The 24,634-nt window shown below is 72.7% G+C and carries 21 protein-coding genes and 1 pseudogene; 16 read left to right on the forward strand and 6 right to left on the reverse strand.

Translation table 11 applies throughout. The features are described 5' to 3' along the window. Nucleotides 1-36: 36 nt before the first annotated feature. Entirely contained in the window at nucleotides 37-528 is a 492-nt protein-coding gene (locus SRB17_RS46015; RefSeq protein ID WP_228395919.1) for a hypothetical protein, read from the forward strand. 163 nt (nucleotides 529-691) lie between these two features. On the opposite strand, the gene SRB17_RS07095 is transcribed toward SRB17_RS46015, so the two are convergent. From SRB17_RS07095 to SRB17_RS07105, 3 genes are all read right to left on the reverse strand, one after another. Then, a complete protein-coding gene (locus SRB17_RS07095; protein ID WP_153535989.1) occupies nucleotides 692-2,437 on the reverse strand; it encodes a DEAD/DEAH box helicase in 1,746 nt (581 codons plus the stop codon). Nucleotides 2,438-2,524: 87 nt separating this feature from the next. Continuing rightward, nucleotides 2,525-2,728: a cold-shock protein gene (locus SRB17_RS07100; protein WP_153535991.1), complete on the reverse strand. Its 204-nt coding sequence runs from the start codon at nucleotides 2,726-2,728 to the stop codon at nucleotides 2,525-2,527. 288 nt (nucleotides 2,729-3,016) lie between these two features. Then, the gene (locus SRB17_RS07105; protein WP_153535993.1) at nucleotides 3,017-4,135 is read right to left on the reverse strand and encodes a LacI family DNA-binding transcriptional regulator; all 1,119 of its coding nucleotides are present in this window, start codon (nucleotides 4,133-4,135) and stop codon (nucleotides 3,017-3,019) included. 407 nt (nucleotides 4,136-4,542) lie between these two features. On the opposite strand from SRB17_RS07105, the gene SRB17_RS07110 reads away from it, so the two are divergent. The 3 genes from SRB17_RS07110 (at nucleotide 4,543) to fusA (ending at nucleotide 8,387) form a co-directional block, all read left to right on the forward strand. Beyond that, nucleotides 4,543-4,941, forward strand: a complete 399-nt coding sequence (locus SRB17_RS07110; RefSeq protein WP_153535995.1) for an ATP-binding cassette domain-containing protein — start codon at nucleotides 4,543-4,545, stop codon at nucleotides 4,939-4,941. Between the two features lie 106 nt (nucleotides 4,942-5,047). Next, the gene (locus tag SRB17_RS07115; RefSeq protein ID WP_323375122.1) at nucleotides 5,048-6,028 is read left to right on the forward strand and encodes a nucleotidyl transferase AbiEii/AbiGii toxin family protein; all 981 of its coding nucleotides are present in this window, start codon (nucleotides 5,048-5,050) and stop codon (nucleotides 6,026-6,028) included. 301 nt (nucleotides 6,029-6,329) lie between these two features. Beyond that, nucleotides 6,330-8,387 carry an elongation factor G gene (gene fusA, locus SRB17_RS07125; protein WP_323375123.1) on the forward strand — a complete coding sequence of 686 codons (2,058 nt, stop codon included), beginning with the start codon at nucleotides 6,330-6,332 and terminating at the stop codon, nucleotides 8,385-8,387. Nucleotides 8,388-8,903: 516 nt separating this feature from the next. Here fusA and SRB17_RS07130 read toward each other — a convergent pair. Next, the gene (locus tag SRB17_RS07130; protein ID WP_323375124.1) at nucleotides 8,904-10,193 is read right to left on the reverse strand and encodes an ROK family transcriptional regulator; all 1,290 of its coding nucleotides are present in this window, start codon (nucleotides 10,191-10,193) and stop codon (nucleotides 8,904-8,906) included. 223 nt (nucleotides 10,194-10,416) lie between these two features. Here SRB17_RS07130 and SRB17_RS07135 point away from each other — a divergent pair, with 223 nt between their 5' ends. From SRB17_RS07135 to SRB17_RS07160, 6 genes are all read left to right on the forward strand, one after another. Further along, nucleotides 10,417-11,733: an ABC transporter substrate-binding protein gene (locus SRB17_RS07135; protein WP_153536000.1), complete on the forward strand. Its 1,317-nt coding sequence runs from the start codon at nucleotides 10,417-10,419 to the stop codon at nucleotides 11,731-11,733. An 8-nt stretch (nucleotides 11,734-11,741) separates the two neighbouring features. After that, on the forward strand, nucleotides 11,742-12,731 hold the full coding sequence (locus SRB17_RS07140) for a carbohydrate ABC transporter permease (RefSeq protein WP_153537966.1): 990 nt from the start codon (nucleotides 11,742-11,744) through the stop codon (nucleotides 12,729-12,731). A gap of 34 nt (nucleotides 12,732-12,765) precedes the next feature. Next, on the forward strand, nucleotides 12,766-13,605 hold the full coding sequence (locus SRB17_RS07145) for a carbohydrate ABC transporter permease (protein WP_153537968.1): 840 nt from the start codon (nucleotides 12,766-12,768) through the stop codon (nucleotides 13,603-13,605). A 38-nt stretch (nucleotides 13,606-13,643) separates the two neighbouring features. Then, complete coding sequence (locus tag SRB17_RS07150) at nucleotides 13,644-15,008, forward strand: GH1 family beta-glucosidase (protein WP_323375125.1); 1,365 nt, start codon at nucleotides 13,644-13,646, stop codon at nucleotides 15,006-15,008. Between the two features lie 199 nt (nucleotides 15,009-15,207). Continuing rightward, nucleotides 15,208-15,831, forward strand: a complete 624-nt coding sequence (locus SRB17_RS07155) for a hypothetical protein (RefSeq protein WP_153536002.1) — start codon at nucleotides 15,208-15,210, stop codon at nucleotides 15,829-15,831. Nucleotides 15,832-15,879: 48 nt separating this feature from the next. Further along, entirely contained in the window at nucleotides 15,880-16,593 is a 714-nt protein-coding gene (locus SRB17_RS07160) for a YcnI family protein (RefSeq protein WP_153536004.1), read from the forward strand. A gap of 97 nt (nucleotides 16,594-16,690) precedes the next feature. On the opposite strand, the gene SRB17_RS07165 is transcribed toward SRB17_RS07160, so the two are convergent. Continuing rightward, the gene (locus tag SRB17_RS07165) at nucleotides 16,691-17,452 is read right to left on the reverse strand and encodes a CDP-alcohol phosphatidyltransferase family protein (protein WP_323375126.1); all 762 of its coding nucleotides are present in this window, start codon (nucleotides 17,450-17,452) and stop codon (nucleotides 16,691-16,693) included. Nucleotides 17,453-17,559: 107 nt separating this feature from the next. On the opposite strand from SRB17_RS07165, the gene SRB17_RS07170 reads away from it, so the two are divergent. The 5 genes and pseudogenes from SRB17_RS07170 to SRB17_RS47960 form a co-directional block, all read left to right on the forward strand. After that, nucleotides 17,560-18,549, forward strand: a complete 990-nt coding sequence (locus SRB17_RS07170) for a zinc-dependent alcohol dehydrogenase (RefSeq protein ID WP_153536006.1) — start codon at nucleotides 17,560-17,562, stop codon at nucleotides 18,547-18,549. A gap of 111 nt (nucleotides 18,550-18,660) precedes the next feature. Beyond that, nucleotides 18,661-19,059 (forward strand): 6-pyruvoyl trahydropterin synthase family protein, encoded by a 399-nt coding sequence (locus SRB17_RS07175; protein WP_153536008.1) that lies wholly within the window; start codon nucleotides 18,661-18,663, stop codon nucleotides 19,057-19,059. Further along, nucleotides 19,056-20,237 (forward strand): glycosyltransferase family 4 protein, encoded by a 1,182-nt coding sequence (locus tag SRB17_RS07180; RefSeq protein ID WP_323375127.1) that lies wholly within the window; start codon nucleotides 19,056-19,058, stop codon nucleotides 20,235-20,237. Before SRB17_RS07175 ends, SRB17_RS07180 begins: the two co-directional genes overlap by 4 nt. 452 nt (nucleotides 20,238-20,689) lie before the next feature. Continuing rightward, nucleotides 20,690-21,622 carry a class I SAM-dependent methyltransferase gene (locus SRB17_RS07185; RefSeq protein ID WP_153537974.1) on the forward strand — a complete coding sequence of 311 codons (933 nt, stop codon included), beginning with the start codon at nucleotides 20,690-20,692 and terminating at the stop codon, nucleotides 21,620-21,622. Continuing rightward, nucleotides 21,619-22,644, forward strand: a pseudogene (locus SRB17_RS47960) (lysylphosphatidylglycerol synthase transmembrane domain-containing protein); the annotation flags it as partial. The gene SRB17_RS07185 and the pseudogene SRB17_RS47960, both read left to right, overlap by 4 nt. A gap of 440 nt (nucleotides 22,645-23,084) precedes the next feature. On the opposite strand, the gene SRB17_RS07195 reads toward SRB17_RS47960, so the two are convergent. Next, on the reverse strand, nucleotides 23,085-23,873 hold the full coding sequence (locus SRB17_RS07195; RefSeq protein ID WP_153536012.1) for a creatininase family protein: 789 nt from the start codon (nucleotides 23,871-23,873) through the stop codon (nucleotides 23,085-23,087). A gap of 38 nt (nucleotides 23,874-23,911) precedes the next feature. Between SRB17_RS07195 and ribA the strand changes: the two genes are divergently transcribed. Next, nucleotides 23,912-24,583, forward strand: a complete 672-nt coding sequence (gene ribA / locus SRB17_RS07200) for a GTP cyclohydrolase II (protein WP_153536014.1) — start codon at nucleotides 23,912-23,914, stop codon at nucleotides 24,581-24,583. The last annotated feature ends 51 nt before the right edge of the window (nucleotides 24,584-24,634 follow it).

Here is a 24,634-nt window from a genome sequence, read left to right on the forward strand (position 1 = left end):
TGAATCAGGCCCGTGACCTGGTACTCCCCTGGCTGGGTGATTTTCCCCGCGATCTCTTCGTCCCCAACGAAGAAGCCCGCCAAGTCGCTGTGGCCGCGCACTCTGATCGACACCGCGGCGGTCCGCAACGTGATCGGCGGGGCCGAGCGCGCCCGCACCCCGCAGATCGTCGCCGACGCCGCGCACGCCATCCTCACCCGCGCCGCCGACGAGTGCACCGGCAACCTGTTCATCGACGACGAGGTCCTCGCGGCAGAGGGAGTGCGCGACCTTTCGACGTCCTCACCTCGACCCGCGTCGAGTCGATCGACGAGTCCGGTCCGCAGGTCCGTGTCACTCGCACCGGCCACTCCGCACGAGGCGTGGCCGGCGACAGCGGCCAGGCCCGCCAGGCGCGGCCTACGGCCGGATCGAACCGGCCGCATTGCGAAGGGTCACCGATATGGGGCCCGTGCGCTCGTACCGCTGCCGCAGGTGTGCCGAAACCGCGACGAGCGGATCTCGCCTCCGCCGTTCTGTCCGCGCTGAGCCCCTCAAGCTCCCCAAGCCGGGGGCTCATGGAGCGACGGCGGCGCAACTCGGTTGCCGCATCGGGCGCGTGGCCCGCCGAGGTGGAGGCCTCAAGCGGACCACGCCGCCCACGCTCGCCTGCGCGGGGTGATCGGCAGGGCGAATGGATCCGGTCGGGGTATCAGGCAGCCGAGGTACGGCGGCCGCCCCTGCGGTCGCCGCCCCTGCGGTCGGAGCCCCGGCCGCCGGTCCCGCCAGTGCCGCCCGTGGCTCCGCCGGCTGCCGTTCGTCCGCGGGACCTGCGGGCATCGTCGCCGGACGAGGTGCCGGTCGCCGCGCCGGCCGCGGCGCGGCGGTCGGAACCGCGGCCGCCCGTGGCGCCGGCGCCACCCTTGGCCCCGGTGCCTCCCGCACGGCGGGCAGAGCCGCGCCCGCCGGTTGCGGAGGTGTCACCGGACGCTGCGGTCCCGGTGGCGGACCGGCGGTCCGAGCCCCGGCTCCCCGTCTTGGCGGCGGTGCCTGTCGCCGCTTCGGACCCGCCGCCGTTCCGTCGTCGGCGGCCGGCCCGCCTGCCGGGCTTGGCGCCGGCTTTCCGGTCCGGGCGGGACGCCGCCGGGGCCGCCGGCTGGGGGACCTCGATGGTGACGGGCACGCCGGAAGGCTCGCGGGCACCGGTGATGGTGGCCAGTTCCGTGTCGCTCGACTTGATGCGGGCCGTCCGGGGGCGGATGCCCGCGTCCGACAGGAGCCGGGTGACGTCCCGTTTCTGGTCGGGCAGGACCAGCGTGACCACGCTGCCGGACCCGCCGGCACGGGCCGTGCGGCCGCCCCGGTGGAGGTAGTCCTTGTGATCGGTGGGGGGATCGACGTTCACGACGAGGTCGAGGTCGTCGACGTGTATGCCCCGGGCCGCGACGTTCGTCGCCACCAGGGCGGTGACCTGGCCGTTCTTGAACTGTTCGAGGGTGCGGTTGCGCTGGGGCTGGGAGCGGCCTCCGTGCAGTGCCGCCGCGCGGACACCGACGGCCAGGAGCCGCTTGGCGAGCCGGTCGGCGGACCTCTTGGTGTCGAGGAAGAGGATGACCCGGCCGTCACGGGCCGCGATACGCGTGATGACGGCCTTCTTGTCGGTCTCGTCCAGGATGTGGAGCACGTGGTGCTCCATGGTGGCCACCGCCCCCGCGGACGGGTCCACCGAGTGCACCACGGGGTCGGTGAGGAACCGCTGCACCAGGCGGTCGATGTTGCGGTCCAGGGTGGCCGAGAAGAGCATGCGCTGTCCGTCGGGCCGTACCTGCTGGATCACCTTCGTGATCTGCGGCAGGAAACCCATGTCGGTCATCTGGTCGGCTTCGTCCAGCACGGTGATGCGTACCTGGCCGAGCACGCAGTCGCCGCGCTCCACAAGGTCGTTGAGCCTGCCCGGGGTCGCCACGACCACCTCGGCACCGCGCCGGAGCGCGCCGGCCTGCTGGGTGATCGACAGCCCGCCGACCACGGTGGCCAGCCGGAGGCCGACCGCCGTCGCGTAGGGGGTCAGCGCGTCGGTCACCTGCTGGGCGAGTTCGCGGGTGGGCACCAGCACGAGGGCGAGGGGTGCCTTCGGCTCCGCACGCAGTCCGGCCGTGCGGGCCAGGAGCGCCAGCCCGAACGCGAGAGTCTTGCCCGAGCCGGTGCGTCCCCGTCCCAGCAGATCACGGCCGGCGAGCGAGTTGGGCAGCGTCGCGGCCTGGATGGGGAAGGGGTCGGTGACGCCCTGCGCTGTGAGGGTCTTCAGCAGCTCCGCGGGCATGTCCAGATCGGCGAAGTCCTCGACGGCGGGAAGTGCGGGTGTCGTGCTTTGCGGTAGCCGGAATTCCCTCGGCGACGACGCGGACGGTGCGGGTGACGAGGTGCGCCGGTTGGGCTTCTGGGGCCTGCGGGCCATGCGGTTGTCTGCCTTCCTGGAAACAGCACAAACCGGGGTCCGCACCGCGATGGTGCGGACCCCGGTGAGCGGATAAGCGTCCGGCGATCAGGCGGGGACGATGTTCTCCGCCTGCGGGCCCTTCTGGCCCTGCGTGACGTCGAAGGAGACCCGCTGGCCCTCCTGGAGCTCACGGAAGCCCTGGGACTGAATGTTCGAGTAGTGGGCGAAGACGTCGGGGCCGCCGCCGTCCTGCGCGATGAAGCCGAAACCCTTTTCGGCGTTGAACCACTTCACGGTTCCCTGTGCCATGACCTTCTCCGATCTGTAGGCAGAGGCCCCATCCGGAGATGCCGGAAACAAACAATGCGCCTGCAGGATTCCTGTCAGGCGCACATACGTTCATGGGTACCACAACTGCAACTCGGGAACCCTAGCACAGATCGGCGGACCGCGGTGGATCACCGGGAGGGGGCGGCGGGGTCCCCGGACCCGTTCGGTGATCGTGACGTTCGCCTGACCGCCGCCTTCCGAGGCACGGACCTCGGTGCGTCCGACCGGGCCGCCGGCGCCGGACAGCAGCGCCTGACATCAGCGTCCTCAGCCGCGGACGCCGACCGGCCCCGCCGTGGTCTGCCCGATCTGGAGGGAACAGCGCAGCACCACGGTGCGCAGCGGCTGCTCCTTGCCGGCGATCCGGTCCAGCAGCAGGCCGGCCGCCGTCCACCCCAGGTCGTACGAGGGCACCTGGACCGTGGTCAGGCCGGCCCGCGCCTGTGGTGCCCACGGCACCTCGCCGAACGACAGCACACCGATCTCCGGTGGCTCCAGACCCGCCTCGCGTATCGCCTGCAGCGCCCCGACGGCCATCAGGTTGTTGGTCGCGAAGACGGCGTCCGGTCGCTGGGGCGAGGCGAGCAGATCGGCCATGGCGGCGTACCCGCCCTCGACCTTGAAGTCGGCGTGCCGGGTGTAGTCGTGCAGCAGGTCCAGGTCCAGGTCCAGGTCCAGGTCCAGGTCCAGGTCCAGATCCAGGTCCAGATCCAGGTCCAGATCCAGGTCCTTCGCCGAAGCGGACGGACGTGGACCACCCCGGTCGTCGCCGAGGAACCTCTGGAGCGCCCTGCGGTAGCCGGCAAGCCGTTCCTCGGCGGTGGAGGCGCCCTGCGGGCCGGTGATGCAGGCGATCCGCCGGTAGCCGCGGGCCAGCAGATGTGCGGTGGCGGCCGCGCTGCCCTCCTCGTTGTCCATCAGTACGGCGTCCACTCCGGCCCCGCGGGGGCGGCGGTCCACCGCGACCACCGGTATGCCGCGGCTCTGCAGGGCCGACACGTCGGTACGGTCACGGGACGCGGCGGCCACGATGACGCCCGCCATCCGCTCGGCGATCGCGATGTCCAGGTAGCGCCGTTCCTTGTCGACGTTCCCGTCGGTGTTGCACAGCACCACCGAGAAGCTGGTCTGCTGCGCGGCGTCCTCGACGCCTCGGGCCAGCGCCGTGAAGAACGGGTTCTCGATGTCCGGGATGATCAGTCCGATGAGGCTGCTGCGCTGCATCCGCAGCGAACGGGCGACCCGGTTGGGGGCGAAGCCCAGTTCGGCCGCCGCGCGCCGGACCCGTTCGGCGCGCTCGGCCGTGACGCGGCCCCCGTTCAGGACCCGGGAGACCGTGGCGGGGGACACCCCGGCAGCCTGGGCCACGTCGTTGATCGTCGTCATAGGTCCTCCGACCTCTTGCCCGACCCGTAGGACTCTCGACACCCTCGGAGGCCAAACCCTACGTTCCCTGTGAAAAGGATTTCAAGGACTCGCCGGGCTATCCGTCGCTGCACAGCAGCCCTTCCTGAACGGCCATACTGTTGTCGGAGGAGTGTGCCCCTGAGGTCATCTGAAATCGATTTCCCTCGTTGATCTCCCTGCATCACCGGAGGCCACCCATGGCACGCATCGGCCCGCTGTCCCTCGACGAGCCGGCGATCCGCGAGGCGGCGTACCAGCCGACGCCCCGCCGGCCCGCGGACCGCTGACGGACTCGTCGGCCGCCCCGGTCCTGCTCACACGCAGGCGTCCCCCGGCCCGCGGCCAGGGATGCCCGCAACCGATTCCTACTACGTCACCTGTGCACCATGGAGGTCCGCAATGGCGTCGCGATGATCCACCAGGAGCTCAACCTGGCGCCCGAGCTGTCCGTGTCCGACAACGTCTTCCTCGGCCGTGAACTGCGCACCGCACGCGGCACGTTGGACCGAGCGGCGATGCATGCCCGCACCGCCGAGCTGCTGGCCGACCTCGGCCTCACCCTGTCCCCGGGCCGGCTGGTCCGCGACTGCCGCATCGCAGAGCAGCAGCTCGTCGAGGTGGCCAAGGTGCTGAACGGCACCCTGCGGATCCTGGTGCTGGACGAGCCGACGTCCGCGCTCGCCGAGGCGGAGGTGGAGCGGCTGTTCTCCGTCATCCGCCGGCTGGCAGCCCGTGGCGTAGGGCTGATCTACAAGCAGTACGACATGTCCGCCAAGCTCGGCTGATCCGGACGGCCCCCCGGCCGCCATCGAAGAACCCATGGCTGCGCCGGCCATGGGTTCTTGGCCGCTCGCCCTGCCGTTGTCAGTGGTGGGCGCTACGGTCTGGCCCGTGAACGGAGTACGCGCGGCGCTCGATCACGTGCTCGGCCTCATCGCGGACGCCCCCTGGAGCGGAACGCTGGTCCTGCGCGGCAGCATGGTCATGCCCGCCTGGGTGGGGGACGCGGCGCGCCAACCCGCCGATCTGGACTGGGTGGTGCTGGAGGACCAAGCCGGGGTCGACGCGCTGGACCCGTATCCGTACGTCGACCGGATCGACGTCGTGCAGCAGTGGCCCGAGGCCGCCGACGGCGCGGCGCGGTACGAGATGTGGACGTACGAGGAGTTCGACACCGACGGGCAGCGGCCGGTGCTCCCGCCCGAAGGGCTGCACTGGCTGCGCGAGGAGGACGCGGACACCAGCCCGCCGTACGCCGACCTGCTCGAGCGCCTGGCTCGGCACCCGGAGGCCGCCCCGGGGCTCTTCCTCGACGCGGAGAACGCCCGCGTCGACGGCACCTGGACCTACGCCGCGTACGACACACCGGGCGTGCGCCTGCTCATCCCGTGGCGTGCGGACGGCCTGCCGCCCGGCGAGGTACGCCTGGACTTCGCCCGCGACGAACGGCTGCCCGAACCCCCGGTGTGGACCCTGGTACCGCGCGCCGACGGCGCCAGCCCCGTCCCGGTGCGCACGGCGAGCCGGGAGCTGTCCCTGGCCTGGAAACTGCTGTGGCTGCACACCGACAGCCGGGACGGACGCCGCGCGCAGGGCAAGGACCTGTACGACGCGGTCCTCCTCGCCGAGGCCGAGGACGCCCGGCTCCCGGCGCGCCTGCTGCGGAGGGTCTTCGACCGGGCGGCCACCCCGGAACACCCGCACGCCGCCCTCGACCCGGCCGCGGTACGCCGGTGGGACGTGGACTGGGCCGCGTTCCGGGAGCGGTACCCGGCCGTTCAAGGAGGGGTGGACGACTGGCTGCGCCGACTCGCCGGGGCGCTGGCCGTGCTCGACGAAAGACCCCCCGCCCGACGGCGTACCGGAAAATGACGTGCCCCGGCCGCCTCCCTCTCGTACCGTCGTCCCGTACCGAGCGCCGCACACGACCGTACGGCGCCGCCTGTCGTCCGACACAGAGGGGAGCCCGGCCGTGCGCGCACGCACCGCTGTCGTCGCTCCCCGTTCCCGGTACGAGGTGATCCTCGTGTCCCGGTGGTGCCGGTGCCCGCTGCGCGGCCGGCACCGGATGCCCGTGACGCCCCGCTGACCTCGGACGCACGGGAAATCGCGCTGCCCTCTTCCCCGATCCGGACCTCAAAGCCAGGTCCGATCCCCAGAAAGGCCCTGGGCCGTGCGCACGAACACCACCACCCTCGCCGCGATCCGCAACCTCGGCATCCTCGCCCACGTCGACGCGGGCAAGACCACCGTCACCGAGCGGATCCTGTACGCGACGGGCACCACCCACAAGCGGGGCGAGGTGCACGACGGCACCACCGTCACCGACTTCGACCCGCGGGAGCGCGACCGCGGCATCACCATCTTCGCCGCCGCGGTCAGCTGCGACTGGGACGGGCACCGCATCAACCTCATCGACACCCCCGGCCACGTCGACTTCGCCGACGAGGTCGAGCGATCGCTGCGCGTCCTGGACGGGGCGGTCGCCGTGTTCGACGCCGTCGCCGGGGTCGAGCCGCAGAGCGAGTCGGTGTGGCGGCAGGCGGACCGGCACGGTGTGCCCAGAATCGCGTTCGTCAACAAGATGGACCGGGCGGGCGCCGACCTGGACCGGGCCGTCGAGTCCGTCCGGCAGCGGCTGCACCCCGTTCCGCTGGTGGTCCAGCTTCCCGTCGGCGCGGAGGACGGGTTCACGGGTGTGGTGGACCTCGTACGGATGCGCTCGCTGGTCTGGGCCGACGGCGCGGGTACGGCCGTGGAGGGGCCCGTGCCCGAGGCGCTGGGCGAGGAGGCGGTACGGCGGCGCCGGGCGCTGGAGGAGACCGTGGCGGAGCTGCATCCGGCCGCCCTGGAGGAGTTCTGCGACCGCGGGACGGTCTCCGCCGGCACCCTCGCCGCCACCCTGCGCGAGCTGACCCGCACCGGGGACGGCGTGGTCGTCCTGTGCGGCTCCGCCTACCGCAACCGCGGCATCGAACCGCTGCTGGACGCGGTCGTGGCCTATCTGCCCTCGCCGCTGGACGTCCGCGCCGTGCGTGGTGTCCACGAGGGCACCGAGCAGGAACGGGCCGCCGACCCCGAAGCCCCGTTCGCGGGGCTGGTGTTCAAGGTGCACGCGAGCGCCACCGGGCGGCTGGCCTACGTGCGCGTGTACGCGGGCACGATCGAGAAGGGAGACACCGTGTGGGACCCGGGCACCGGTCGCACCGAGCGCGTGGCGCGCATCCTGCGGGTCATGGCGGACCGGCACGACCGGCTCGACCGGGCGGTGGCCGGTGACATCGTCGCGCTCGCCGGGGTGAAGTCGGCGCGGGCCGGCGCCACGCTGTGCGACCCCGGCGCGCCGCTGCTCCTGGAACCTCCGGTGGCCCCGGAGCCCGTGGTGTCGGTGGCCGTGGAGGCGCGCCGGAGCACGGACACCGGCCGGCTCTCGACGGCCCTCGCGCGGCTGGCCGAGGAGGACCCCTCGCTGGTGGTGCGCACGGATGCCGAGACCGGGCAGACCGTGCTGTCCGGCATGGGCGAACTCCACCTGGAGGTCGCCGTGGAGAAGATCCGCCGCGACGGGGGGCCGGAGGTGAGCGTGGGCCGGCCCCGGGTCGCCTACCGCGAGACCGTCGTCGAGGGAGTGACCGGGTTCGTGTTCCGGCACGTCAAACAGGACGGCGGCGCCGGGCAGTTCGCCCATGTCGTCCTCGACGTGGAACCGCTCGGCCCCGAAGCCGGAGCCACCGGCTTCGAGTTCCGTTCCACGGTGGCCGGCGGAGCGGTGCCGCAGGAGTACGTGCGCGCGGTGGAGGCCGGATGCCGGGACGCGCTCGCCGAGGGCCCGCTGGAGGGGCACCCGGTGACCGGGCTCCGGGTCACGCTCACCGACGGCTCCACCCATGTGAAGGACTCCTCCGACACGGCCTTCCGCACCGCCGGCCGGCTCGGACTCCGTCAGGCCCTGCGCGCCTGCGCGACGGCCCTGCTGGAACCGGTCGCCGAGGTCACGGTGACCGTGCCGGAGGACGCCGTCGGCTCTGTCCTCGGTGACCTGGCGGCCCGGCGTGGCCGGGTCGGCGGCTCCGAGACCCGGGGCGGCGCGGCCGTGCTGACCGCGACCGTGCCACTGGCCGAACTGTTCGGCTACGCCACCCGGTTGCGCAGCCGCACCCAGGGCCGCGGCACCTTCACGACCCGGCCCGCCGGCTACGCCCCCGCACCCCGACCGGCACCGGTCCGGTAACGGGGCGGGGCGGGGCCCGCACCACCCGGCCGAGCGGGCGGGGGGTGCGGGCCCCATGCCGGCTCCCACAGCGCTCGGAAGCGGGAGGGGGTGCCGGCGTCGGCCGTACCCCGGTACCCCCACCGATCCCGGGTCCGACAGCTGGTCGCGGCCGGCACCACCAGCCTCGGCGGTGGGCGGTGCGGGCCACTTGGGAAACACGTCCCGTGGGGACGGTTGGCGAGTGGGCCCTGCGTGCGGTGTGGGCGGTTGGCAAAGGGGTCCGTGCCGTGCGGGCAGTTGGCCGGTGGGCTCCGCGCGTCGTGCGGGCGTGGGCAAGTGGGCTCTGCCTACCGTGCGGGCGGATGGCAAGTCGGCCCCATGTCCCGCGCAAGGGGATGAGTACGTGTGCCCCATTCCCCGCGCAAGGGGATGAGTACGTGGCCCCCATGCCCCGCGCAAGGGGAGAGCACGTGGGCCCCACGCCCCGCGCACGGCGAACCGCAAGTCGGCCCCCGCCACCCCCAGCCCCGCTCCTCACACCAACCGCCCCTCCACCCCCGCCCGCCACGTCGGTGCCTTCGCCCCCTCCGGCGCCGGGCGGGGGCGGTGGCCGCCGGTGGCGAAGAAGGCGGCGAGGGGGAGGACCGCCGCGCCGATGGTGACCGCGTCGGGGCCCAGCCGGCCCAGTTCGATGCGGACCCGGGCCGCGGGGTGGCGCAGGGCCCGGGTCAGGGCGTGGGTGCGGACCTGGTCCAGGAAGGCGTCGCCGAGTTGGAGGCCGGCCCAGCCGCCGATCAGCACCCGCTCGGGCTGGAAGAGGTTGATCAGGTCGGACAGGCCGGCGCCGAGGTACTCGGCGGTCTCGGCGAGCACGGCCGCGGCCACCGGGTCGGGTTCCCGGCCGCCGCCGGGGCGAGCTGCGGCCAGCAGCTCGGTCAGCGCGCGCTCCTCACCGGCCCCGTCCGACGGCCGCCCGCCCGCCTCCCGCCAGCGCGCGACCAGCGCCGCCGCCCCCGCGTACGCCTCCAGGCAGCCGAACGCCCCGCACCGGCAGCGGCGCCCCGCGACCCGTACCGTCAGATGCCCCCACTCCACCGCCCGCCCCCTCGCCGCCTCCTCGGTGACCACGCAGGCGCCGACGCCCGAACCGAGCAGCACCACCACGGCGTTTCGGGCCCCGCGCCCGCCCCCGAACCACATCTCCGCCTGCCCCAGCGCCTTCGCTCCGTTCTCGATGAAGTACGGGAGGTGCGGCGGGAGTTGGACGGAGGCGCGCAGCAGCCGTTCCAGCGGTACGGCGTCCCAGCCGACCGTCTGGCCGTGCACGACCGCGCCCTTTCGCCCGGCGTCCTCGACGATGCCGGGCACGCCGACGCCGACGCCGAGCAGCTTCGGAACAGGGAGCCCGGCCGCCCGGACGACCTCCGCGACTCCGTCGGCGACATGGCCGACCACGGCCCCGATGTCGTACCCGCGCGGCCCCAACGGACGCTCCACGCACGCGAGTTCCGCGAGACCGAGGTCGAGCAGCTCCACCCGGACCCGGGTCTCGCCGACGTCCACTCCGATCAGCCGTCCGCTGTCCGGCCGTATCCGCAGCAGCCGGCTCGGCCGGCCCGCGTCCGCGCCGACCGTGCCCGCCTCCTCCACCAGACCGTCGGCGAGCAGTCCGGTCACCACGTTGCTGACGGAGCCCGAACTCAGGCCGGTCGCCGGGCCGAGCGCGTGCCGGCTCATCGGCCCGTCGACATACAACCGTTGCAGAACGGCGCTCCGGCTCTCCCGCCGCAGGTCACGCACCGTACGGCCGCCCACCGCTGCCACCTGGCCTCCCTGTTTCCCGGCGTTTCTGCGCGCTTTTCCGGCCTGTTCGGCAGTTTGCCGTTGCCGGATCCCTTGACGAGCGTTTCTCTTGAGGTTTAACTCACGTCCTAAATTAAGCCATGAGGGGCTTCGGGAGCCGAACGGGTCCGCGCGGGTCGGCACGGGCGTCGGCTTCCGTGAGCAGCCTCGGGTTCTCGACTCCCGGAAAGGGACACCAGGAGCCATGCGCAGCATCCGAGCCGCGGCCACAGGCGCCGTCACCCTGTCTCTCGTCCTCGCGGCCACGGCCTGCGGAGGCGGATCGTCCAGCGGCGGCGGGTCCGGCGACTCGCCGAAGACGCTGACGTACTGGGCCTCCAACCAGGGCGCCAGCATCGCCGTCGACAAGCAGGTCCTCCAGCCCGAACTCGACAAGTTCCAGAAGCAGACCGGGATCAAGGTGAAGCTGGAGGTCGTGCCCTGGTCCGACCTGCTCAACCGGATCCTCACCGCGACCACCTCGGGCCAGGGCCCCGACGTGCTGAACATCGGCAACACCTGGAGCGCCTCGCTGCAGGCGACCGGCGCGCTGGTGCCCTGGGACACCAAGAACTTCGCCAAGATCGGCGGCAAGGACCGGTTCGTCGACTCCGCGCTCGGCTCCACCGGCGCGGCGGGCAAGGACCCGGCCGCGGTGCCGCTGTACTCGATGGCGTACGCCCTCTACTACAACAAGCAGATCTTCGCCGACGCCGGGATCCAGCAACCACCCGCCACCTGGGACGAGTTGGTAGCCGACGGCAAGAAGATCCAGGCCAAGGGCAAGTCCGCGCTCGGCGCCGAGGGCTCGAACCTGTCGGAGAACATCCACCACGTCTTCGTCTTCGCCAAGCAGCACGGCGCCGACTTCTTCACCGCCGACGGCAAGCCGGACTTCACCAACCCCAAGGTGGTGGACGCGGTGAAGAGTTACGTCGACCTGATGGCCAAGGACAAGGTCATACCCACCGGCGACGCCGAGTACGCGCAGAACCAGTCCGTCAGCGACTTCGCCAAGGGCAAGCAGGCGATGCTGCTGTGGCAGTCCGCCGCCGCCAACCTCAAGTCCCAGGGCATGAGCGAGGACGCCTATGGCATCGCGCCCGTCCCGGTGATCTCCGGCACCCCCGGCACCGGCACCCAGGTCAACTCCATGGTCGCCGGCATCAACCTCGCCGTCTTCAAGAACACCCACAACCTCGACGGCGCCACGCAGTTCGTGAAGTTCATGACCTCCGACGGGGAGCAGAAGATCCTCAACAAGGCCTACAGCTCCATCCCGCCGGTGAAGTCCGCACAGGGCGACGCCGCGTTCAGCAGCCCCGCCACCGCCGTGCTGAAGAACACCCTCGCCACCAGCGCGGCCGCTCTGCCGCAGGTCGCGTCCGAGTCGCAGTTCGAGACGACGGTCGGTACGGCCGTCAAGGACCTGTTCGCCGACGCCGCCGCCGGCCGCGCGGTGACCACCGACTCGGTCAAGGCCGCGCTGCAGAAGGCCCAGCAGCAGATGCCGGCGGCGTGAGCGAGACGATGACGACCACCGCCTTCAAGGAGCCGGTGCGGCAGACATCCCCCGGTGCGGCGGCGCGCGAACCCCGCCGCCGCGCCGGGCGGCTGCGCCGCCTCTCCCTGCCGTATCTGCTGCTCCTGCCCGCCCTGCTGCTCGAACTCCTCGTCCATCTGGTGCCGATGGTCATCGGCATCGTGATGAGCTTCAAGGAACTCACCCAGTTCTACATCCGCGACTGGGGCAGCGCCCCCTGGTCCGGCCTCGGCAACTACAAGGTGTCGGTGAACTTCGACGCCCCTGTCGGCGACGCCCTGCTGCACTCCTTCTTCGTCACCGTCGGCTTCACCCTGCTGTCGGTCGCCCTGTGCTGGCTGATCGGTACCGCCGCCGCCGTCTTCATGCAGGACACCTTCCGCGGCCGCGGCCTGCTGCGCGCCCTGTTCCTGGTGCCGTACGCGCTGCCCGTCTACGCGGCCGTCATCACCTGGGTGTTCATGTTCCAGCACGACAACGGCCTGGTGAACCACGTCCTGCACGACCAGCTGCACCTCACGGCCAAGCCCTCCTTCTGGCTCATCGGCGACAACAGCTTCTACGCCCTGCTCACCGTGTCGGTGTGGAAGGGCTGGCCGTTCGCCTTCCTCATCGTGATGGCCGGCCTGCAGAACATCCCCCGCGAGCTGTACGAGGCCGCCGCGCTGGACGGCGCCGGCATGTGGCAGCAGATCCGCCGCATCACCCTGCCCTCGCTGCGCCCGGTCAACCAGGTACTCGTCCTGGTCCTCTTCCTCTGGACGTTCAACGACTTCAACACGCCCTACGTGCTGTTCGGCAAGTCCGCCCCCCAGGCCGCCGACCTCATCTCGGTCCACATCTACCAGGCGTCCTTCGTCACCTGGAACTTCGGCACCGGTTCCGCCATGTCCGTCCTGCTGCTGCTCTTCCTGCTCGTCGTGACGGGCGGGTACCTGCTGTTCACCTCACGCGGACGGAGGGCCGCCGATGTCTAGCCCGCCCCTCGCCCCACCGGCGAGCAACTCGCCCATGGCGCCCCCGCGTTCGTTCCTCTGGTCCCGGCGGATCTTCCTCACCCTGCTCACCGGTTTCGTGCTGATCCCGGTGTACGTGATGGTCTCCAGCTCGCTGAAGCCGCTCGCGGACGTCACGGGCAAGTTCCGCTGGCTGCCGAGCGGGCTGACCATCCGCCCGTACATCGACATCTGGTCGACGGTCCCGCTCGCGAAGTACTTCATGAACTCGCTGATCGTGGCGGGCGCGGCGACCGTCTGCTCGGTCGTCATCGCCGTGTTCGCGGCCTACGCCGTCAGCCGCTACGACTTCCGCGGCAAGCGCGTCTTCACCGTGACGGTCCTGTCGACCCAGATGTTCCCGGGCATCCTCTTCCTCCTCCCGCTCTTCCTGATCTACGTCAACATCGGCAACGCCACCGGCATCGCCCTCTTCGGCTCCCGCGGCGGCCTGATCCTCACGTACCTGACCTTCTCCCTGCCCTTCTCCATCTGGATGCTGATCGGCTACTTCGACTCGGTGCCGCGCGACCTGGACGAGGCGGCGCTGGTCGACGGCTGCGGCCCGCTCGGCGCGCTGCTCAGGATCGTCGTACCGGCCGCGATCCCCGGCATCGTCGCGGTCGCCGTCTACGCCTTCATGACCGCCTGGGGCGAGGTGCTCTTCGCGTCCGTCATGACCAACGACACCACCCGCACCCTCGCCGTCGGCCTCCAGGGCTACTCCACCCTCAACGACGTCTACTGGAACCAGATCATGGCCGCCTCGCTGGTCGTCAGCGTGCCCGTGGTGGCCGGCTTCCTCCTCCTGCAGCGCTACCTCGTCGCCGGTCTGACGGCAGGCGCCGTCAAGTGACCCGAGTGACCAACACCCCTGATCCCGAAGGGACTTCCGTGTCCGAACGCATCGACCTCGCCGCACTCCCGCACGACTTCCTGTGGGGCACGGCCACCGCGGCGTACCAGATCGAGGGAGCCGTCGCCGAGGACGGCCGTACGCCCTCGATCTGGGACACCTTCTCGCACACCCCGGGGAAGGTCGCGAACGGCGACACCGGCGACGTCGCCTGCGACCACTACCACCGCTGGCGCGAGGACATCGCCCTGATGCAGCAACTCGGCGTCAACGCCTATCGGTTGTCGGTCGCCTGGCCACGCGTCCTGCCCGGCGGCACGGGCCCGTCGAACCCCAAGGGGCTGGCGTTCTACGACGAGTTGGTGGACGCCCTGCTGGAGGCCGGCATCACCCCGTCCGTCACCCTCTACCACTGGGACCTGCCGCAGGTGCTCCAGGACCGCGGCGGCTGGCCCGAACGGGACACCGCGTTCGCCCTCGCCGAGTACGCGTCTGCGGTCGCCGCCCGACTCGGCGACCGCGTCAAGCTCTGGGCCACCCTGAACGAGCCCAGCTGCTCGGCCTGGATCGGCCACCTGGAGGGCACGATGGCCCCGGGCTGGACGGACCTGACCGCCGCCGTACGCGCATCCGTCCATCTGCTGCTGGGCCACGGCCTCGCCACCCAGGCGATCCGCGCCGCCGCGCCAGGCGCCCAGGTCGGCATCGTCAACAACCTCTCCACCGTGCACGCGGCCACCGACCGCCCCGAGGACGCCGCGGCCGCCCACCGCCACGACGGCCATGTCAACCGCTGGTGGCTCGACCCGGTGCACGGCCGCGGCTTCCCGGCCGACATGATCGAGACCTACGGCGTCGAACTCCCGCTCCAGGCAGGCGACTTGTCGGCGATCGCCACCCCGCTGGACTGGCTGGGCCTGAACTACTACTTCCCGGCGTACGTCGCCGACGCCCCCGACGCCCCGGCACCGTACGTCCGCGCTGTGCGCCGCGAGGCCGTACCGCGCACCGGCATGGACTGGGAGATCGACGCGAGCGGCATCCAGACGCTGCTGCTGCGACTCACCGAGGAGTACGGCGCCCGGAAGATCTACGTCACCGAGAACGGTTCCGCCTTCCCGGACGTGGTCCGCCCCGACGGCAGCGTGGACGATCCCGAGCGCCAGGCGTACCTGGAGCAGCACCTGGCCGCCTGCGCCTCCGCCGCCCGCAAGGGTGCCCCGCTCGCCGGCTACTTCGCCTGGTCCCTGCTGGACAACTTCGAGTGGGCCTACGGCTACGACAAGCGCTTCGGCCTGGTCCACGTCGACTACCGCACCCAGGTGCGCACGATCAAGGGCAGCGGACACCGGTACGCGGACATCGTCCGCGTCCACCGAGGCCAGGCACGCCGGGCCGCCTGAGCCGGGCCCGGCCGGCCGGTGGGCACGGAAGGGGAGCCCGTGCCCACCGGCGCCTCGACACTCACCCGGTCCGTTTCACGGCGTGATGGGAACTCTGCCCGGACACCGGAATCGAAGGAGCCGGGCATGCTGCCCGCGGTACCGGTGAACCGGAGATCGGTGCCGCACGTATCACCCGGACGTGGCAGGATCGCTCTCCATGTGCGCGTCCCCCGCGGTGAGAGGTCTGCGTGCCGCGGTGTTCGCCGCGGTGTGCGTGCTGCTCGCAGCCGCCGGGCACGGGCTGGCCATGGGGGACATGCCACCGCTGTGGGCCGACGCGGGGGGTTTTCTCGTCGTGTTCGGGCTCGGCTGGGTCCTCGGCGGCCGGGAGCGGTCGCTGCCCGGCATCGGCGCGGCCATGCTGCTCGCCCAGGCCGGACTGCACCTCGGTTTCGACGCCGGTCACGGGACCGCCGGGCGCGCCGACGCCCCGCGCATGGCGTCCATGCCAGGTCACGCCATGGCCGCGACGCACCCCCACACGGCATCGCACGCCGCCGCTCACCCCCACCTCACCGCTCACGCCGCCGCCGCCCACCTCCTCGCCGCCCTGGCCGCCTCCTGGTGGCTGCGGCGGGGCGAGGCCGCGCTCTGGTCGTTGCTGCGCCGGGCCGCCGCACTCGTCCCCGGCCTCATCGCCTGGTGGCGCGACACGCCCCTGCCCGTCCCCGCCGGGGCCGCCCCGTGCGTCCCTCCCGACCCCGCGCCACCCCGCCTGACCCTGCTGCGGCACGCGGTCAGCAGACGCGGACCCCCGGCCCCGATCCCGTACTCGCTCTGACCCTGAACGACTCGTCACCGTACGGAGATCGACTCACCCATGTCCGTCATGTCTGCATCACGTCTCACCGCACGCCGCGCCGGCGCCGTCACCGCTCTCGCCGCCGCCACCGTCCTGCTCGCCGCCGGTGCCGCCTCCGCGCACGTCACCGTCCATCCCGAGAGCTACGCCAAGGGCGCCACCGACGGTGTGCTGACCTTCCGCGTGCCCAACGAGGAGGACACGGCCTCCACCACGAAGGTGCAGGTGTTCCTGCCCACCGACCACCCCGTCCTCGGCGTGCTCGTGCACCCGCAGGACGGGTGGACCGCCAAGGTCACCACCACCAAACTCAAGACGCCGGTCAAGACCGACGACGGCACCATCACCGAGGCCGCCTCCGAGATCACCTTCACGGGCGGGAAGATCGGTGCCGGGCAGTACGAGGACTTCAACGTGGCCTTCGGGCAACTGCCGGATGACACCGGGCAGTTGGTGTTCAAGACCCTGCAGAGCTACTCCGACGGCAAGGTCGCGCGCTGGATCGAGGAGCCGACCGGCGGCGACGAGCCGGAGAACCCGGCCCCGGTGCTGAAGCTGACGGCCGGAGACGCGTCCGCCGCGTCCGCGCCCGCCAAGACCGCCACCGCCACGGCAGCCAGGGCGGCCGACGCGAGCGACTCCACGGCCCGTGGGCTCGGCATCGCCGGGCTGGTCGTCGGTGTCCTCGGCCTCGCCGCCGCCGCGTTCGCGATCGTACGGAGCCGGGCCGCACGGTCGTAACCAGCGGTAGCCACACGGTCGTCACCAGCCGCAGCCATGGGGAAGGGCCCGCACCGGCAAGCCGGTCCGGGCCCTTCCCGCTGCCCTGGGTGTCCGCTCAGCGCGTCGCCAGCTCCAGCAGCTCCGCCCCGGCCGCCGCCTCCACCGAGATCCGGGAGGTGCGCCACAGCCACCGTACGTCCCGGCCGAAGGACCACAGCAGGGAGCCCAGGGCGACGAGGACGACCGTGAGGTTCGCCAGGTGGGGGAGGAGCTCGGCGCCGGCCAGGAGCAGGGCTATGCCCTGGATCGCGGCGACGGTCTTGCGGGCGAACGACGGCGGCAGGGGGGCGTTCAGCCAGGGGGCGATGCGGGCCGCGGCGACGAAGGCGTAGCGCATGCCGCCGATCAGCAGCACCCACGGGCCCAGCTGGGTGGACACGTACACGCTCAGGACCAGGATCAGGAACGCGTCTACCTCCATGTCGAAGCGCGCGCCGAGCGCGGTCGACGTACCGGTGCGGCGGGCCACCTTGCCGTCCACTCCGTCCAGGAGCAGGGCCACGGCCGTCAGGGCGACGAGCAGGGTCACCGGCGGCGCGCTCTCGAAGGAGTCCGCGACCAGGGCGGTCACTCCGCCCACCAGGGTCGCCCGGCCGAGGGTCACCCGGTTGGCGGGGCCGAAGGTGCGCAGGCTGGCGCGGTGCAGGGCCCGGGCCAGGACCGCCCAGGTGGCGAACGCGAACGCCAGCCCCGTCAGCCAGCCGGCCGGCCCCATGCCTATCGCCGTTCCGAGCAGGGCCAGCAGCAGGAGCTGTATACCCGCTCCCACAGCGGTCTCCTGCTGAGGCCTGCCGTCATACGTGTTGTTCAGGGCCACCGCACACCCTCCGGCCGAGTGACAGAGTCGATCAACGCCGCGTACTGTGCGCGGCCTGTGCACTTCTCGGTACGTGAACAACTTCCCTACTGTTCAGGAGGATGCCGATGAACCGCTCGGCCCGCGCGTTCTGGCTGCGCTCACCGGGCCACGGCGAGTTGCGCGACACCACCCTCGCGGAGCCCGCCGCGGACGAGGTCCTGGTGCGCGCCCTGTACTCCGGGGTGAGCCGTGGCACGGAGACGCTCGTGTTCCGTGGGGGGGTGCCGGAGAGCCAACACGCCGTGATGCGGGCGCCGTTCCAGGAGGGCGACTTCCCGGGCCCGGTGAAGTACGGCTACCTCAGCGTCGGCCAGGTGGAGGAGGGGCCGGATGCACTGATCGGGCGTACGGTCTTCTGCCTGTATCCGCACCAGAGCCGTTACGTCGTTCCAGTGAACGCCGTCACCGTCGTACCGGAGGAGGTGCCCCCCGCGCGGGCCGTGCTCGCCGGGACCGTGGAGACCGCCGTGAACGCCCTGTGGGACGCGGCGCCGCTGATCGGCGACCGGGTCGCCGTGGTCGGCGGCGGCATGGTCGGCTGCTCGGTGGCCGCCCTGCTGGCCCGCTTCCCGGGTGTCCGGCTGCAGCTCGTGGACGCCGACCCGGCCCGCGCCAAGACCGCCGAGGCGCTCGGCGTGGACTTCGCCACGCCCGACGGCGCCCTCGGCGACTGCGACCTCGTCGTGCACGCCAGCGCCACCGAGGCCGGCCTCACCCGCGCGCTGCAACTCCTCGCCGCCGAGGGTACGGTGGTGGAACTGAGCTGGTACGGCGACCGGCGCATCACCCTGCCGCTCGGCGAGGCCTTCCACTCCCGGCGGCTCACCGTGCGCAGCAGCCAGGTCGGCACCGTCTCCCCGGCCGCCCGCGCCGGGCGTACGTACGCCGATCGGATGGCGCTCGCCCTCGACCTGCTCGCGGACCCGGCCCTGGACGCGCTCATCACCGGGGAGAGCGCTTTCGAGCAACTGCCGGACGTCATGCCGAGGATCGCCTCGGGCGAGATCCCCGCCCTGTGCCACCGGATCCGGTACGCCGAGACGGGCCTGACCTGAGAAAAGAGTGAGAGAGGGCTGAACGCGGGGAACCGAAGAGCCGTACTAGACGGCATCCCCCGACGGGTAAGGACAGGGGGACCAGACGCGTCGTACCTGGAGGGTCGTCCGTTGTTCAGCATCACCGTCCGCGATCACATCATGATCGCCCACAGCTTCCGCGGCGAGGTGTTCGGGCCCGCGCAGCGACTGCACGGCGCAACGTTCCTGGTGGACGCCACCTTCCGCCGCGAACAGCTGGACGCGGACAACATCGTGGTCGACATCGGCCTGGCCACACAGGAACTGCGCCTCATCACCGCCGAGCTGAACTACCGCAACCTCGACGACGAACCCGAGTTCGCCGGCGTCAACACCTCCACCGAGTTCCTCGCCAAGGTGATCGCCGACCGGCTCGCCGAACGCGTCCACAAGGGCGCCCTCGGAGAGGGCGCCAAGGGTCTCGCCGGCATCTCCGTCACCCTCCACGAGTCGCACATCGCCTGGGCGAGTTACGAGCGTGGCCTGTGACCGGGGCGACCACGGAGCGGGCCCGGCTGGCGTACGTCCCGGCACAGCCCACCACCGCCGAGAAGGCCGGAATCATCCCCATGTCCCTTCGCACGGTGAACTTCGTCGTGCCGGGCGGCGTAGACGACCCGGCCGCGCCCAGCGGCGGCAACGCCTACGACCGCCGGGTCTGCCTGGACCTGCCCGGCTTCGGCTGGCAGGTCACCCGGCACGCCGCGCCCGGCACGTGGCCGCGCCCCGACCGGGCCGCCCGCGACCACCTGGCCCGCACCCTGAGGGACTTCCCGGACGACGCGGTGGTCCTGCTGGACGGGCTCGTCGCCTGCGGCGTCCCGGACCTCGTCACCCCGCACGCCGACCGCCTGCGCCTGGCCGTCCTCGTCCATCTTCCGCTCGCCGACGAGACGGGCCTCGCCCCGGCCGTCGCCGCCGACCTCGATGCCCGCGAACGTGCCGTGCTGCGTGCCGCGCCCGCCGTCGTCGCGACCAGCGACTGGGCGGTGCGCCGGCTCGTCTCCCATCACGGACTCGCGCCCGAACGGGTGCATGTGGCCGCGCCCGGCGCCGACATCGCGCCCCTCGCGCCCGGCACCGACGGCGTCTCCCGCCTGCTGTGCGTGGCCGCCGTCACCCCGCGCAAGGGCCAGCACCGGCTGGTGGAGGCACTCGCGACGGTACGGGACCTGCCGTGGACCTGCGAGCTGGTCGGCGGACTCGGCCACGACCCCGCGTACGTGGCCCACTTGCGGGAGCTGATCGCCCGGTACGGCCTCGCCGACCGGCTGCACCTCACCGGCCCACGCTCCGGCGCGGACCTCGACGCCACCTACGCCGCCGCCGACCTGATGGTCCTCACCTCCTACGCCGAGACCTACGGCATGGCGGTCACCGAGGCCCTGGCCCGCGGCATCCCGGTCCTCGCCACCGACGTCGGCGGAGTGCCGGAGGCGGTCGGCCGCGCCCCCGACGGCGGCGTGCCCGGCATCCTCGTCCCGCCGGAGGACCCCGCCGCACTCGCCGCCGAACTGCGCGGCTGGTTCGGCGAACCCGACGTACGGCGCCGGCTCAAGGCCGCCGCCCGCGGCCGCCGCGCCGCGCTCGCCGGCTGGGCCGCCACCGCCCGCAGCCTGGCCGGAGTCCTCTCCCGGCTCCCCCAAGCCCCGAGGAGGGCGGCATGACCGCGCCGGACACCACGACGAACGGCATCACATCGATCCCGGCCCAGACCGGACCGAGGGGAGCGGGACCGGTGCGAAAGTCCGACGGCGAGCGGGAGCCGGCACGCGAGCCCGGCCGTGCGAAGACCGGTGCCCCGGGCGGCGCGGTGAGCCCGGAGGCGTGCGGTGCGGGGCAGGACAGCGCCGGTGCCGCGCGGGCGGGGGGCGGTGCGGAGGCTCTCGGCCGAGGCGCGGAGGTCGAGGCCGGGGGGACTCCGTCGGCCGGTGGGACGGTGGCGGGCGGTGCGGGGGCCGTGGGGCGAGGCGCAGCGGCCGGGGCCGTGAAGGACTGCGCGTCCGAGGGGACGACGGAGGCTCTCGGTCGAGGCGCGGAGGACGGGGCCGGGGGGAGCACGTCGGCCCCGGGGACGCGGGCGGGCGGTGTCGAGGGGGCCGGCGGTGCCGGGGACGGGCTGTGTGGCGCGGGCGAATCGGTCGTCGCCGGGGCCGGGCCCGTCGGCCGTCCCGGTGAGCGGGCCACCGTACGGCTGCGGGACGGCGAGGCGGCCGAGGAACCGCCCCGGTACGCGCCCGAATGGCTCAGGTTGCGGGAACCGGCCGACGCGGCCGCCCGCGCGCAGGGACTGCTGCACCCCTTGCGGATCCGGCTGGCGAACCTGCCCGGCCACTCCGGCGCGTTCGCCGTGCACGACCTGGGCTGCGGCACCGGCTCGATGGGCCGCTGGCTCGCGCCCCGCCTGGACGGCCCCCAGCACTGGGTCCTGCACGACCGCGACCCCTATCTGCTGCACTTCGCCGCCGTGGGTTCCCCGCGCTCCGCCGCCGACGGCAGCACCGTCACCGTCGAGACCCGGCGCGGCGACGTCGCCCGGCTGACACCGGACGCGCTGGCCGGGGCCTCGCTGGTCACCGCCTCCGCGCTACTCGATGTCCTCACCCGCGACGAGGTCGGCACCCTCGTCGACGCCTGCGCCGGCGCCGGCTGCCCCGCGCTGCTCACCCTGTCGGTCGCCGGGCGCGTCGACCTCACCCCGGCCGACCCGCTGGACGCGGAGATCGCCGAGGCGTTCAACGCCCATCAGCGGCGCGGCGGGCTGCTCGGCCCGGACGCGGTCACCGTGGCCTGCGAGGCGTTCGCCGCGCGTGGGGCCGCCGTACGCGTGCATCCGAGCCCCTGGCGGCTCGGTCCCGAGGAGTCGGCGCTGACCGAGCAGTGGCTGCGCGGCTGGGTCGGCGCGGCCGTCGAACAGCGGCCCGAACTGCGCGACCGCGCCGAGCGGTATCTGCGGGACCGGCTCGACGCCTGCGCGGCAGGTGAGTTGCGGGTCGTGGTCCACCACAGCGACCTGCTGGCCCTGCCCAGGCCGACGGGCGGCGCGTCATGAGCCCGCGGCCGGTCGCGACGGAGTCCGGCCCGGCTGACCTGTGCGTGTACGGCGCCGGCACGATTCACGCGCGCGTGCGGGGTGTGGGCACGGCCGAGGCGAGCACCCGCGAGACCGGCACCCAGATTCTGGAACACTCCTTCCGCGCGCCTGCGCCCACCCGGGCCGCGCCCGGGCCCGCGCGGCCCTCCGCCCCCCGGCGCCCCCGCTTCCGCGCCCTGCGTACGCACTTCGGGACCGTCGCCGGTGCGGTCATCCTCGGCGCGTTGCTGTGGCGGCTGGGTACGGGCGTGCTCGTCGACGGGTTGCGGCGGATCGACACCGCGACCGTGCTGGCCGCGCTCGGCATCGGCGTGGTCACCACCGTGCTCAGTGCCTGGCGCTGGCAGTTGGTGGCCCGAGGCCTGCGCATCCGGCTGCCGCTGGGCCGCGCCGTCGCCGACTACTACCGGGCGCTGTTCCTGAACGCCGCGCTGCCCGGCGGGATCCTGGGCGATGTGCACCGGGCGGTCCGGCACGGACAGAGCGCGGGTGACCTGCGGCGCGGGGTGAAGGCCGTCGTACTGGAACGCGTCGCCGGGCAGATCGCGCTGGCCGTGTTCGCCGCGGCGGTGCTGCCGACGCTGCCGTCCCCGGTCCGCGCCGAGGCCCGCGACTTCGCCCCGCTGGTCGCCCTTGCGGTGGCCGGCGTGCTCGCCGTCGGTCTCGCCGTGCGCATGAACCGTGCGCCCTCCCGCCGGACCGGAGGTCTGCGCACCGCCCTCGGCGAGGCGCGCCAGGGCCTGTTCTCCCGTCGGGGCGGGCCGGGCATCGCGCTGTCCTCGGCCGTCGTCCTCGCCGGCCACGTGGCGATGTTCGTCGTGGCGGCCCGGATCGCCGGCTCCGCCGCCTCCGTCGCGGAACTGGTCCCGCTCGCGGTTCTCGCCCTGGTCGCCATGGGGCTGCCGCTGAACGTCGGCGGCTTCGGGCCTCGCGAGGGCGTCACCGCCTGGGCGTTCGGCGCCGCGGGGCTCGGCGCCGGCACCGGAGTGGCCGTCGCCGTCGTGTACGGCGTGCTGAGCTTCGTGGCGAGCCTGCCCGGCGCCCTCGTCCTCGCCGTGCGCTGGTACGGCGGCCTGCGCGCCGCCGAGGCCACGACGGACCCGGCCCCGGGTCCCGCCACGACGGACTCCGCCCCGGCCCTTGCCACGACGGATCCCGCTCCCGCCGCCGCCACGAAGGACCGGCCCGCGCCTACCACGACGGACCGGGCCCCGGCCTCCGTGACGGACGGTCCGCGGCCCGGGCGCGACCCCGCGCCCGCCCAGGAGCCCGCGCCCGCCCACGACCCCGCACACAGGCCGAACTCCGCACCCGGGCCGAACACCGCACCTGGGCCGAACCCCGCACCCGAGCACGGCAAGAAGGGCACCCAGCCCGCGCACGCCCCCGCGCCCGCACAGCACACCGCGCCCGCGGGGGACTACTCCCGCCCCGCCTCGGACATGAGCAGCGCGAAATACGGCTCGAAGGATTCCGTCAGGCTCGCCAGCAGTTCCTTTCCCTTTTCCGCCGAGCCCAGGGAAGGACGGCCGATGACGCCCGATTCGGTATAGGCGGACATTCCCACGGTGAGCAGATGACGACGGTCGTCAGCGGTGAAATCGGCGGACTCGTAACCAGGGCGGACGAATTCGGGATGAGCGTGCAGCAGAATCGAGGTCTCGATTTCTCCCGCGTGCATGTCGGTGAGCAGCGAGGTGTCCACCCCCGCCCGCTCCCGCGCCGTCTCCCAGTCCTCGGCGGCCGGGAACAGCGCCATCCGCTCGCCGCGCGCGGAGGCCTCCTGGACGACGTTGCCCAGAACGTAGTTGCCGCCGTGCCCGTTCACCACGACGAGCGCGGCGACGCCCGAGCGGCGCAGCGACGCCGCGATGTCCGAGACCACCGCATGAAGGGTCACGGCGGAGATGCTGACGGTCCCCGGCCAGTCCGCGTGCTCGTGCGAGCAGGAGACCGTCACCGGAGGAAGGAGGTGCACCGGGTACGCGGCGGCGATCTCCCGGGCCACGGCACACGCGACGAGCGTGTCGGTCGCCAGCGGAAGGAACGGACCGTGCTGTTCGAAACTGCCTACGGGAAGGACGGCGACCTGTGCTGAAACGTCCGCCCCCCGCGTCCGTACCGCTTCGGTGGTGTCCGCCGGCAGCACGCCGTACGCCACGCTGTTCGTCTCTCCACCTGCCGCCGCACGCGCGCCCGAACCACTCATCGTTTCACGGCCTTTCGTCTCTGTTTAGGAATCAGATCATGACAGAAAACACCGGCGTCAACATGGGCGTACTCGGCAAGAAGTCCCCGCGGCGTTCGGGCGCGGAACGCGTCGTGAATGCACCGCTGCCCACCGTGTACGGGAAATTCCAGGCGATCGGCTACCAGGACCACGACCGCGGTGACGAACAAGTGGCCCTGGTGTACGGCGAGATCGGTACCGAGAACGTGCTGACCCGGCTGCACTCCGAATGCCTGACCGGGGACGCGTTCGGCTCCCGGCACTGCGAGTGCGGCGACCAACTGGCGTCCGCGCTGCGTGCCGTTGTGGCCGAAGGCAGCGGGATCGTCGTCTACTTGAGGGGCCACGAGGGCCGCGGCATCGGACTGCTCGCCAAGCTGCGTGCGATGGCCCTGCAGGCGGAGGGCCTGGACACGGTGGAGGCGAACCTCGCGCTCGGGTTGCCGGTCGACGCCCGCGACTACCGCGTCGCGGCGGAGATCCTGCACGACCTCGGGGTGCGCTCGGTGCGCCTGATGTCCAACAACCCGCGCAAGCGGGAGGCGCTGGTGCGGCACGGCATCCAGGTCGCCGAGCAGGTGCCGCTGCTGATCGAGCCGTGCGAGAGCAACATCACGTATCTGCGCACCAAGCGGGAGCGGATGGACCACATCCTGCCGCATCTGGACGCCGTCGCCCACGGCTCCTGAAGCCGGCCGTCCCGGCGTCCGCCGCCTCCCCCACGGGCGGCGGGCGCCGAG

The organism is Streptomyces sp. RB17 (assembly GCF_009604455.1).
GTDB lineage: Bacteria > Actinomycetota > Actinomycetes > Streptomycetales > Streptomycetaceae > Streptomyces.

Coding starts and splice junctions, on each gene's coding strand:
- SRB17_RS07155 (WP_153536002.1), top strand. CDS start 15,208: ATGTGCGCGTCCCCCGCGGTGAGAGGTCTGCGTGCCGCGGTGTTCGCC.
- SRB17_RS07140 (WP_153537966.1), top strand. CDS start 11,742: ATGACGACCACCGCCTTCAAGGAGCCGGTGCGGCAGACATCCCCCGGT.
- SRB17_RS07170 (WP_153536006.1), top strand. CDS start 17,560: ATGAACCGCTCGGCCCGCGCGTTCTGGCTGCGCTCACCGGGCCACGGC.
- SRB17_RS07160 (WP_153536004.1), top strand. CDS start 15,880: ATGTCTGCATCACGTCTCACCGCACGCCGCGCCGGCGCCGTCACCGCT.
- SRB17_RS07195 (WP_153536012.1), bottom strand. CDS start 23,873: ATGAGTGGTTCGGGCGCGCGTGCGGCGGCAGGTGGAGAGACGAACAGC.
- SRB17_RS07100 (WP_153535991.1), bottom strand. CDS start 2,728: ATGGCACAGGGAACCGTGAAGTGGTTCAACGCCGAAAAGGGTTTCGGC.
- ribA (WP_153536014.1), top strand. CDS start 23,912: ATGACAGAAAACACCGGCGTCAACATGGGCGTACTCGGCAAGAAGTCC.
- SRB17_RS07105 (WP_153535993.1), bottom strand. CDS start 4,135: ATGACGACGATCAACGACGTGGCCCAGGCTGCCGGGGTGTCCCCCGCC.
- SRB17_RS07145 (WP_153537968.1), top strand. CDS start 12,766: ATGGCGCCCCCGCGTTCGTTCCTCTGGTCCCGGCGGATCTTCCTCACC.
- SRB17_RS07110 (WP_153535995.1), top strand. CDS start 4,543: ATGGAGGTCCGCAATGGCGTCGCGATGATCCACCAGGAGCTCAACCTG.
- SRB17_RS07135 (WP_153536000.1), top strand. CDS start 10,417: ATGCGCAGCATCCGAGCCGCGGCCACAGGCGCCGTCACCCTGTCTCTC.
- SRB17_RS07095 (WP_153535989.1), bottom strand. CDS start 2,437: ATGGCCCGCAGGCCCCAGAAGCCCAACCGGCGCACCTCGTCACCCGCA.